This window comes from Sodalis sp. RH22, from assembly GCF_047324165.1.
In the GTDB taxonomy this organism is placed as follows: domain Bacteria; phylum Pseudomonadota; class Gammaproteobacteria; order Enterobacterales; family Enterobacteriaceae; genus Acerihabitans.
Map to the genome: position 1 here is coordinate 4,213,822 of NZ_CP178731.1, position 11,245 is coordinate 4,225,066.

Genomic DNA, 11,245 nt, shown 5'->3' on the forward strand with positions numbered 1-11,245 from the left:
GAGGGAATGCATGACAACATTGACCTGTAAGGTCACTTCCGTGGATGCCATCACCGATACGGTATATCGGGTATGCCTGGTCCCGGAAGCGGCTTTTAGTTTTCGCGCCGGTCAGTATCTGATGGTAGTGATGGATGAACGCGACAAACGCCCCTTTTCCCTGGCGTCGACGCCCATGGAGAACGCGATAATCGAGCTGCATATCGGGGCTTCCGAACTGAATCTGTATGCGATGGCCGTTATGGATCGCATCTTGAAAGATCGTGAAATTACCGTCGATATCCCGCATGGCGAGGCTTGGCTGCGTGACGATACCGAGCGGCCCATGGTCCTTATCGCCGGCGGCACCGGTTTTTCTTATGCCCGCTCAATCCTGCTGACCGTGCTCGCCAATCAACCTGAGCGGGAAGTGGCTATTTATTGGGGCGGCAGGGAGTTACAGCATCTCTACGATCTGGGCGAACTGGAAGCGCTGACCCTGCTGCATCCGCGCCTGAAAGTGGTGCCGGTGGTCGAACAGCCGGACGAAAACTGGCAGGGCCGGACCGGAACGGTGCTCAGCGCGGTGCTGCAGGACTACGGTTCCCTGGCGGCGTACGATATCTATATCGCCGGCCGTTTCGAAATGGCTAAAATCGCCCGCGAGCGTTTTTGCGCGGAACGCGACGCCATTCCCGGCCGGATCTTCGGCGATGCGTTTGCCTTTATCTGATCGCTGCGGCGGGAGGGTTCATCCGCCGGGACGCTATGCTAAGATGGCGGCAATTGCGCGGTAAAATAAGGTCAGACCATGGAATCTTTTTCTACTCTTTACCAGGACCATCTCGCGACGCTGCAAAAACGCACGCGCGAGGTGCTGGCCCTGCATAACCTGGATGCGCTGCTGATCCATTCCGGCGAACCGATCACGGCGTTCCTCGACGACCATGATTACCCTTTTAAGGTCAATCCACAGTTCAAGGCCTGGCTGCCGGTCACCGGCGTGCCGCATTGCTGGCTCTGGGTCGACGGCGTCAATAAGCCCAAACTTTGGTTCTATGCGCCGGTCGATTATTGGTACAGCGTCGAGCCGTTGCCTGAGAGTTTCTGGACCCCTTTCATCGATATCATCCCGATTGCGAATCCCGACGATATCGGTTCATTGCTGCCGTCCGGACGCGGCAACGCGGCCTATATTGGCTCGTCGCCGCAAAGGGCGTCGTCCCTGGGCCTGAAAGCCGACCAGCTTAACCCCCAACCGGTACTGGATTATTTCCACTACCACCGCGCCTATAAGACCGATTACGAGCTGGCCTGTATGCGCGAGGCGCAAAAGACCGCGGTCATAGGGCATCGGGCGGCGCATGAGGCCTTTCAGGCCGGCATGAGCGAGTTCGATATCAATATTGCTTACCTGTCGGCAACCGGCCATCGTGATATCGATGTACCCTACGGCAACATCATTGCCCTGAATGAGCACGCCGCGGTATTGCACTACACTAAACTCGATCAGCGCCTGCCCGAGCGGGTACACAGCTTCCTGATTGACGCCGGTACCGAATACAATGGGTATGCGGCCGACCTGACCCGTACTTATGCGGCGCAAAAAGAGTCTGAATTCGCTCAGCTGGTCGCCGCCATGGATATCGAGCAGCAGGCCCTTATCGGTACCATGGAGGCGGGCGTCAATTACATTGAATATCATATCCAGATGCACCGGCGCATCGCCCGTCTGCTGGCCCGGTTTGATCTCGTGACCGGTCTTGATGAAGAGACCATGGTGAGCGAAGGCATCACCGGCCCGTTCCTTCCCCACGGGCTGGGACATCCGCTTGGGCTGCAGGTGCATGACGCCGGCGGCTTTTTGCAGGACGATCGCGGCACCCGCCTGGCGGCGCCGGCCCTGTACCCTTATCTGCGCTGTACCCGCGTTATGGAACCGCGCATGGTGATGACCATCGAACCGGGTTTCTATTTTATTGAATCACTGCTTGCCCCGTGGCGCGCGGGCAGCTTTAGCCGGCATTTCAACTGGCGGCGCATCGAACTGTTTAAACCCTATGGCGGTATCCGTATCGAGGATAATATCGTTATCATGGATAAGCAGATCGAAAATATGACACGCAATCTGAAACTGGCATAATGCACGCCTATTTTGTTCCCGCGGCGCCGGTAACGGCGTCTATGGAGATCAAAAAAAGCCGCTTTATCACCCTCCTTGCCCCCACCCCGGGCATCGAGGCCGCCAGGGAGCTGATCCGGCAAAGCCGCTGCGAGCATCCCGGGGCGGCCCATCATTGCTGGGCGTATATCGCCGGGCCTCCGCAGGATTCGCAACAGCTTGGTTTTTCCGATGACGGCGAGCCGTCGGGAACCGCCGGCAAACCTATGCTGGCGCAACTGATGGGGTCGGGACTCGGCGAGATTACCGCGGTGGTGGTGCGTTACTATGGCGGCATCAGGCTTGGCACCGGCGGGCTGGTGAAGGCCTACGGCGGCGGCGTGCGGGAGGCGTTACAACGCATGGCCCGCACGCAGAGGGTTCCCCAGGCCGAGTTTATGGTGTCATGTCGTTATGAGCAGCAGGCCTGGATTGACGCGGTGGTCAACCAGACCGGGGGACGCGTCGTCCAGTGCGATTATGGCGAATCCATTATACTCAGGGTAGCCATTCCTATCGCCCGGGTCGCAATGGCCGAGGAAAAGCTGCGCGATCTCAGCCGGGGGGCATTGCAATTAGCGCCCGTTGCGCAATAGCTCCATACCCGGCCACAGTTAAATAAAATATTAAGGATCGTGCTGAAATGCATTTTCGCGCCATAACCCGTATTGTCGGCCTACTGGTCATGCTCTTCTCGGGAACGATGATTGTTCCCGGCCTGGTGGCGCTGATCTACCGTGACGGCGCCGGCAGCGCTTTTACGCAAACCTTTTTTTTCGCCCTATTGATTGGATTGGTATTATGGTTGCCCAATCGTCAGCAGAAACATGAGCTGAAATCACGGGAGGGGTTTCTGATAGTCGTCCTGTTCTGGACCGTATTAGGCAGCGTAGGGGCCTTGCCGTTCTTGTTTGCCGAACATCCCGATTTGTCGGTAACCGATGCGTTTTTTGAGTCGTTTTCCGCCCTGACCACCACCGGCGCCACCTCCCTGGTGGGGCTTGACGGCCTGCCCAAGGCCATCCTGTTCTACCGCCAGATGCTGCAGTGGTTCGGCGGCATGGGTATCATCGTACTGGCGGTGGCGATCCTGCCGATTCTCGGCGTCGGCGGCATGCAGCTTTACCGCGCCGAAATGCCCGGCCCGCTGAAAGATAACAAAATGCGACCGCGGATCGCCGAAACCGCCAAAACGTTATGGCTTATCTATATCACCCTGACCATCGCCTGCGCGCTGGCGCTGTGGGGCGCGGGCATGTCGGTTTTCGATGCCATCAGCCATAGCTTTTCCACCATTGCGCTGGGGGGCTTTTCCACCCACGATGCCAGTATCGGCTATTACAACAGTCCGATGATCAACACCATCGTAGCGGTGTTCCTGCTGATTTCCGGCTGCAACTACGGTCTGCATTTCGCCGTGCTGAGCGGCCATAACCTGCGGGTCTACTGGCGCGATCCGGAATTCAGGATGTTTATCAGCGTGCAGTTTATCCTGGTCATGGTGTGTACGCTTATCCTCTGGCGCTACGATGTTTACCAAAGCGGCTTGCAAACCCTCAACCAAGCCTTTTTCCAGGTGGTTTCCATGGCGACCACTGCCGGCTTTACTACCGACAGCATCGCCCGCTGGCCGTTGTTCCTGCCTATTTTGTTGCTTTGCTCGGCATTTATCGGCGGCTGCGCCGGTTCGACGGGCGGCGGTTTGAAAGTAATCCGTATCCTGCTGCTGTACCTGCAGGGTTCGCGGGAACTGAAGCGATTGGTCCATCCCAACGCCGTCTATACTATCAAGCTCGGCAACCGTGCGCTGCCGGAGCGTATCCTGGAAGCAGTCTGGGGGTTCTTTTCCGCGTATGTATTAGTCTTTATCGTCAGCATGCTGGCGATTATCGCCACCGGCGTTGATAATTTTTCCGCCTTTGCCGCCGTGACCGCGACGCTGAACAACCTGGGTCCCGGCCTGGGGGTGGTGGCGGAAAATTTCTCCTCCATGAACGCGGTGGCGAAATGGATTCTGATCCTGACCATGCTGTTCGGCCGCCTGGAGGTCTTTACCTTGCTGGTATTGTTTACCCCGACGTTCTGGCGCGAATAACCGAGGATTTGTTATGTACACTCTGATTCTGTATTCCACCCGGGATGGGCAGACGCTGAAAATCGCCCGGTTTATCGCCGAACGCCTTATCGCGGATAATCACGCCTGCGATGTTGTCGACCTGGGCCTGGCTGGGCAATGCGATTTGCAACGTTACGATCGGGTGCTGATCGGGGCCGCGATCCGCTACGGACATTTTGCCGCCGAGCTGCATGATTTTATCAAACAGCACCTGGATTGGCTTAACCGGTTGCCCAGCGCGTTTTTTGCCGTCAACCTGACCGCCCGCAAAGCGGATAAACGCACGCCGCAAACCAATGCCTATACACGCAAATTTCTCGCGGCTACGCCCTGGCGACCGGATAGTTGCGCGGTTTTCGCCGGTGCGCTGCGCTATCCGCATTACCGCTGGTTCGATCGTGTCATGATCCAGCTGATCATGCGCATGACCGGCGGCGAAACCGACAGCACAAAAGAAGTGGAATATACCGACTGGCAACAGGTGGGCGATTTTGCCCGCGGTTTTGCCGGGTTAACCGGTAAAAACGGGCTCAAGTCACGAGAAACGCATCAGTTTGTCGAAAATTAAACCAATCAACTTAAAATAAGCAATTAGCGCTTGTCACGCTGCGGGAATTCCCTATAATGCGCCTCCACTGACCGGGAACAAACGCTAACGCGACGCCGGGTCGGGAAGGGAAAAGCGCCCGGTACGGGCAAATAAAAGCTTGACTCTTCAACGGGAAAGCGTAATATACGCAACCCGCGCCGGGTGAGTTTTGTTATCACGCTGGCCATGCTCTTTAACAATTTATCAGACAATCTGTGTGGGCACTCACAAGACCGTATCGAAACACAAAAATACCAAGTCTTGAAGAGTGAACAAACAGTTAATTCATAAGATTAACAGTATGACAATCTTTGAGCATCAAGCTTTTAATTGAAGAGTTTGATCATGGCTCAGATTGAACGCTGGCGGCAGGCCTAACACATGCAAGTCGAGCGGCAGCGGGAAGTAGCTTGCTACTTTGCCGGCGAGCGGCGGACGGGTGAGTAATGTCTGGGGATCTGCCTGATGGTGGGGGATAACTACTGGAAACGGTAGCTAATACCGCATAACGTCGCAAGACCAAAGTGGGGGACCTTCGGGCCTCACGCCATCGGATGAACCCAGATGGGATTAGCTAGTAGGTGAGGTAATGGCTCACCTAGGCGACGATCCCTAGCTGGTCTGAGAGGATGACCAGCCACACTGGAACTGAGACACGGTCCAGACTCCTACGGGAGGCAGCAGTGGGGAATATTGCACAATGGGCGCAAGCCTGATGCAGCCATGCCGCGTGTGTGAAGAAGGCCTTCGGGTTGTAAAGCACTTTCAGCGGGGAGGAAGGCGATAAGGTTAATAACCTTGTTGATTGACGTTACCCGCAGAAGAAGCACCGGCTAACTCCGTGCCAGCAGCCGCGGTAATACGGAGGGTGCGAGCGTTAATCGGAATTACTGGGCGTAAAGCGTACGCAGGCGGTCTGTTAAGTCAGATGTGAAATCCCCGGGCTTAACCCGGGAACTGCATTTGAAACTGGCAGGCTAGAGTCTCGTAGAGGGGGGTAGAATTCCAGGTGTAGCGGTGAAATGCGTAGAGATCTGGAGGAATACCGGTGGCGAAGGCGGCCCCCTGGACGAAGACTGACGCTCAGGTACGAAAGCGTGGGGAGCAAACAGGATTAGATACCCTGGTAGTCCACGCTGTAAACGATGTCGATTTGAAGGTTGTGGCCTTGAGCCGTGGCTTTCGGAGCTAACGCGTTAAATCGACCGCCTGGGGAGTACGGCCGCAAGGTTAAAACTCAAATGAATTGACGGGGGCCCGCACAAGCGGTGGAGCATGTGGTTTAATTCGATGCAACGCGAAGAACCTTACCTACTCTTGACATCCAGAGAAGACTTCAGAGATGAGGTTGTGCCTTCGGGAACTCTGAGACAGGTGCTGCATGGCTGTCGTCAGCTCGTGTTGTGAAATGTTGGGTTAAGTCCCGCAACGAGCGCAACCCTTATCCTTTGTTGCCAGCGAGTAATGTCGGGAACTCAAAGGAGACTGCCGGTGACAAACCGGAGGAAGGTGGGGATGACGTCAAGTCATCATGGCCCTTACGAGTAGGGCTACACACGTGCTACAATGGCGCATACAAAGAGAAGCGAACTCGCGAGAGTAAGCGGACCTCACAAAGTGCGTCGTAGTCCGGATTGGAGTCTGCAACTCGACTCCATGAAGTCGGAATCGCTAGTAATCGTGGATCAGAATGCCACGGTGAATACGTTCCCGGGCCTTGTACACACCGCCCGTCACACCATGGGAGTGGGTTGCAAAAGAAGTAGGTAGCTTAACCTTCGGGAGGGCGCTTACCACTTTGTGATTCATGACTGGGGTGAAGTCGTAACAAGGTAACCGTAGGGGAACCTGCGGTTGGATCACCTCCTTACCGAAATAGATACTAATTGTGTAGTGTCCACACAGATTGTCTGATAACTGTAATGAGCAAACAGCTCGTATGGTTTTTTGTCATGCCCTCTTCCTGAATGTTAAGGCAGGGTTGATAAAAAACGGTGGCATAAGAATTCGTTGCCTATTGACGACAACTTATCTCACAAACGCACTCCTGTCCCCTTCGTCTAGTGGCCTAGGACACTGCCCTTTCACGGCGGTAACAGGGGTTCGAACCCCCTAGGGGACGCCAAACTCTTTTTCATACGACCTGTTAACCAAACCAGACCCGCCTTTATTGTCTGATGATTTCAGAGCACATTGTTACGCAACCGCGTATCAGTATGCTGCGAAATACATGCTCTTTAACAATCCGGAACAAGCTGAAAATTTGAAAAAAACATGCTGAGCAAAATCAGTATGCGATTCTCTCAAAGCAAGCAAACCTAATAAGGTCGCCGTGTCGATGGTGACCTTGTTGAGGGATGAGCGAGAAAGTCCCGGCCAAGGCGCACGGCGCGCAGCCAGCGGAGTGGACTGTATGTCCATGAGCATGGCGAGCACCGCGCAACACCGGCAGGGACCTTTCGCAGCCATTCCGAAGACACTTTAGGGTTGTGAGGTTAAGTGAATAAGCGTACACGGTGGATGCCTAGGCAGTCAGAGGCGATGAAGGACGTGCTAATCCGCGAAATGCGCCGGTGAGCTGATATGAAGCGCTATCAGCCGGCGATGTCCGAATGGGGAAACCCAGTGCAATTCGTTGCACTATCATTACGTGAATCCATAGCGTATTGAGGCGAACCGGGGGAACTGAAACATCTCAGTACCCCGAGGAAAAGAAATCAACCGAGATTCCCCTAGTAGCGGCGAGCGAACGGGGAACAGCCCAGAGTCACCATCAGCGTTTGCATCAGGAGAACGGTCTGGAAAGTCCGGCAACACAGGGTGATAGCCCCGTATCCGAAGGTGCAAGTGCTGTGAGCTCGATGAGTAGGGCGGGACACGTGATATCCTGTCTGAAGATGGGGGGACCATCCTCCAAGGCTAAATACTCCTGACTGACCGATAGTGAACCAGTACCGTGAGGGAAAGGCGAAAAGAACCCCGGCGAGGGGAGTGAAATAGAACCTGAAACCGTGTACGTACAAGCAGTGGGAGCCTTGATTTATCAGGGTGACTGCGTACCTTTTGTATAATGGGTCAGCGACTTATATTCTGTAGCAAGGTTAACCGTTTAGGGGAGCCGTAGGGAAACCGAGTCTTAACTGGGCGTTAAGTTGCAGGGTATAGACCCGAAACCCGGTGATCTAGCCATGGGCAGGTTGAAGGTTGGGTAACACTAACTGGAGGACCGAACCGACTAATGTTGAAAAATTAGCGGATGACTTGTGGCTGGGGGTGAAAGGCCAATCAAACCGGGAGATAGCTGGTTCTCCCCGAAAGCTATTTAGGTAGCGCCTCGTGAATTCATCTTCGGGGGTAGAGCACTGTTTCGGCTAGGGGTCCACCCCGGATTACCAACCCGATGCAAACTGCGAATACCGAAGAATGTTACCACGGGAGACACACGGCGGGTGCTAACGTCCGTCGTGAAGAGGGAAACAACCCAGACCGCCAGCTAAGGTCCCAAAGTCATGGTTAAGTGGGAAACGATGTGGGAAGGCATAGACAGCCAGGATGTTGGCTTAGAAGCAGCCATCATTTAAAGAAAGCGTAATAGCTCACTGGTCGAGTCGGCCTGCGCGGAAGATGTAACGGGGCTAAACCATGCACCGAAGCTGCGGCAGCGGACATATCACTTAAGACAATTGTACGGAAAAACGATTGACGGAGCGCAGGGACGTCAATGCGTTCATCACGTCGAGTTGACTTAAGGATATGTCCGTTGGGTAGGGGAGCGTTCTGTAAGCCTGCGAAGGTGGCCTGTGAGGGCTGCTGGAGGTATCAGAAGTGCGAATGCTGACATAAGTAACGATAAAGCGGGTGAAAAGCCCGCTCGCCGGAAGACCAAGGGTTCCTGTCCAACGTTAATCGGGGCAGGGTGAGTCGACCCCTAAGGCGAGGCCGAAAGGCGTAGTCGATGGGAAACAGGTTAATATTCCTGTACTGGGTGTGACTGCGAAGGGGGGACGGAGAAAGCTAGGTTCGCCGGGCGACGGTTGTCCCGGTTTAAGCGTGAAGGTGGAAAGAGCAGGTAAATCCGCTCTTTCATTCAACACTGAGGCGTGATAACGAGCCACTACGGTGGTGAAGGAATTGATGCTACGCTTCCAGGAAAAGCCTCTAAGCTCCAGGTCACATCGAATCGTACCCCAAACCGACACAGGTGGTCAGGTAGAGAATACCAAGGCGCTTGAGAGAACTCGGGTGAAGGAACTAGGCAAAATGGTGCCGTAACTTCGGGAGAAGGCACGCTGGCATTAGGTGGAGGGACTTGCTCCCCGAGCTGAAGCCAGTCGCAGATACCAGCTGGCTGCAACTGTTTATTAAAAACACAGCACTGTGCAAACACGAAAGTGGACGTATACGGTGTGACGCCTGCCCGGTGCCGGAAGGTTAATTGATGGGGTTATCCGTAAGGAGAAGCTCTTGATCGAAGCCCCGGTAAACGGCGGCCGTAACTATAACGGTCCTAAGGTAGCGAAATTCCTTGTCGGGTAAGTTCCGACCTGCACGAATGGCGTAATGATGGCCAGGCTGTCTCCACCCGAGACTCAGTGAAATTGAACTCGCTGTGAAGATGCAGTGTACCCGCGGCAAGACGGAAAGACCCCGTGAACCTTTACTATAGCTTGACACTGAACATTGAGCCTTGATGTGTAGGATAGGTGGGAGGCTTTGAAGTGTGGACGCCAGTCTGCATGGAGCCAACCTTGAAATACCACCCTTTAATGTTTGATGTTCTAACTCCGGCCCATAATCTGGGTCGAGGACAGTGTCTGGTGGGTAGTTTGACTGGGGCGGTCTCCTCCTAAAGAGTAACGGAGGAGCACGAAGGTTAGCTAATCACGGTCGGACATCGTGAGGTTAGTGCAAAGGCATAAGCTAGCTTGACTGCGAGAGTGACGGCTCGAGCAGGTGCGAAAGCAGGTCTTAGTGATCCGGTGGTTCTGAATGGAAGGGCCATCGCTCAACGGATAAAAGGTACTCCGGGGATAACAGGCTGATACCGCCCAAGAGTTCATATCGACGGCGGTGTTTGGCACCTCGATGTCGGCTCATCACATCCTGGGGCTGAAGTAGGTCCCAAGGGTATGGCTGTTCGCCATTTAAAGTGGTACGCGAGCTGGGTTTAGAACGTCGTGAGACAGTTCGGTCCCTATCTGCCGTGGGCGTTGGAAGATTGAGAGGGGCTGCTCCTAGTACGAGAGGACCGGAGTGGACGCACCACTGGTGTTCGGGTTGTCATGCCAATGGCATTGCCCGGTAGCTACGTGCGGAAGAGATAACCGCTGAAAGCATCTAAGCGGGAAACTTGCCTCGAGATGAGTCTTCCCTGTGGCTTTAAGTCACCTGAAGGGACGTTAAAGACGATGACGTTGATAGGTCGGGTGTGTAAGCGCAGCGATGCGTTGAGCTAACCGATACTAATGACCCGTGAGGCTTAACCTTACAACACCTAAAGTGTTTGACGCGAAGAGAGCGTCGCCCCAAGGGGCGGCGAGAGAATTTTCAGCGAAGTTCCGGATAAAGGCCGATGGTCATCAGAAGCAGGATGACGGTTGGTAACGAATTTGCCTGGCGGCACTAGCGCGGTGGTCCCACCTGACCCCATGCCGAACTCAGCAGTGAAACGCCGTAGCGCCGATGGTAGTGTGGGGTCTCCCCATGCGAGAGTAGGGAACTGCCAGGCATCCATTAAGACCAATACCTTGAGCGAAGCGAGAGGCGTTGTGAAGTAACCCTGGCAGTTCGCTACTCGAGTAAGAGAGCAGGACAACAGGCGGAGCCTGTTGAACGCCGCTTGCGGCGGCCCGAAGGGGGCCTGACGCAGTCAGGCATCAACTGCCAGGCATCCATTAAGACCAATACCTTGAGCGAAGCGAGGGGCGTTGGTTAAGCACCGCAAACGGTTTTAACATGCGTTGACCCCGCAAATGTTATGTTTGGGTGTAGTACCGAATCGTGGTGCGGTAGTTCAGTCGGTTAGAATACCGGCCTGTCACGCCGGGGGTCGCGGGTTCGAGTCCCGTCCGCACCGCCACCCTATTTAGGGGCGTAGTTCAATTGGTAGAGCACCGGTCTCCAAAACCGGGTGTTGGGAGTTCGAGTCTCTCCGCCCCTGCCAGATACAAAAAAAGCCCTTCGCTTACGCGAGGGGCTTTTTTTCGTCTGCATTACTGTAAACGCAACGCAGTCCATCCCCTGGCGTTGGGACTATTGGGCGTTAAAACGCGCTTTATTTGCTCGCTTTCACTCAATAACGCAATCTTCGATTATATTTCCCGGCCGTTTTTTTGACGACCGGCAGTGTGCGGTGACTCATTACAGAAATGGGCTTCATTATCCTAATAAATATTGGGGA

At 54.7% G+C, this 11,245-nt stretch carries 6 protein-coding genes, 3 tRNA genes and 3 rRNA genes; 11 read left to right on the top strand and 1 reads right to left on the bottom strand.

The genetic code is table 11. The features are described from left to right. The first annotated feature begins 10 nt into the window (after positions 1 to 10). From fre to ACL2XN_RS19125, 7 genes are all read left to right on the top strand, one after another. On the top strand, positions 11 to 712 hold the full coding sequence (gene fre, locus ACL2XN_RS19095; protein WP_413729261.1) for an NAD(P)H-flavin reductase: 702 nt from the start codon (positions 11 to 13) through the stop codon (positions 710 to 712). A 78-nt stretch (positions 713 to 790) separates the two neighbouring features. Continuing rightward, positions 791 to 2,122 (top strand): Xaa-Pro dipeptidase, encoded by a 1,332-nt coding sequence (gene pepQ / locus ACL2XN_RS19100; RefSeq protein ID WP_413729263.1) that lies wholly within the window; start codon positions 791 to 793, stop codon positions 2,120 to 2,122. Continuing rightward, entirely contained in the window at positions 2,122 to 2,736 is a 615-nt protein-coding gene (locus ACL2XN_RS19105; protein WP_410013104.1) for an IMPACT family protein, read from the top strand. Before pepQ ends, ACL2XN_RS19105 begins: the two co-directional genes overlap by 1 nt. A 47-nt stretch (positions 2,737 to 2,783) precedes the next feature. Further along, complete coding sequence (gene trkH, locus ACL2XN_RS19110) at positions 2,784 to 4,235, top strand: Trk system potassium transporter TrkH (protein ID WP_410013105.1); 1,452 nt, start codon at positions 2,784 to 2,786, stop codon at positions 4,233 to 4,235. A gap of 13 nt (positions 4,236 to 4,248) precedes the next feature. Beyond that, on the top strand, positions 4,249 to 4,824 hold the full coding sequence (hemG, locus tag ACL2XN_RS19115; RefSeq protein WP_413729264.1) for a menaquinone-dependent protoporphyrinogen IX dehydrogenase: 576 nt from the start codon (positions 4,249 to 4,251) through the stop codon (positions 4,822 to 4,824). Between the two features lie 348 nt (positions 4,825 to 5,172). Continuing rightward, positions 5,173 to 6,715: ribosomal RNA gene (locus tag ACL2XN_RS19120) — 16S ribosomal RNA — on the top strand. A gap of 179 nt (positions 6,716 to 6,894) precedes the next feature. Then, a tRNA-Glu gene (locus ACL2XN_RS19125) sits at positions 6,895 to 6,970 on the top strand. A gap of 86 nt (positions 6,971 to 7,056) precedes the next feature. Here ACL2XN_RS19125 and ACL2XN_RS19130 read toward each other — a convergent pair. Next, entirely contained in the window at positions 7,057 to 7,272 is a 216-nt protein-coding gene (locus ACL2XN_RS19130; protein WP_413729266.1) for a hypothetical protein, read from the bottom strand. Positions 7,273 to 7,338: 66 nt separating this feature from the next. On the opposite strand from ACL2XN_RS19130, the gene ACL2XN_RS19135 reads away from it, so the two are divergent. The 4 genes from ACL2XN_RS19135 to ACL2XN_RS19150 all read left to right on the top strand — a co-directional run bounded on the left by ACL2XN_RS19135 (position 7,339) and on the right by ACL2XN_RS19150 (position 11,008). Beyond that, a 23S ribosomal RNA gene (locus tag ACL2XN_RS19135) occupies positions 7,339 to 10,332 on the top strand. 125 nt (positions 10,333 to 10,457) lie between these two features. Continuing rightward, a 5S ribosomal RNA gene (gene rrf, locus ACL2XN_RS19140) occupies positions 10,458 to 10,573 on the top strand. Together the 16S, 23S and 5S rRNA genes with 3 tRNA genes alongside form the textbook arrangement of a ribosomal RNA operon. A 274-nt stretch (positions 10,574 to 10,847) precedes the next feature. Next, positions 10,848 to 10,924: transfer RNA gene (locus tag ACL2XN_RS19145), tRNA-Asp, on the top strand. Between the two features lie 8 nt (positions 10,925 to 10,932). Further along, positions 10,933 to 11,008: transfer RNA gene (locus ACL2XN_RS19150), tRNA-Trp, on the top strand. Positions 11,009 to 11,245: the final 237 nt, after the last annotated feature.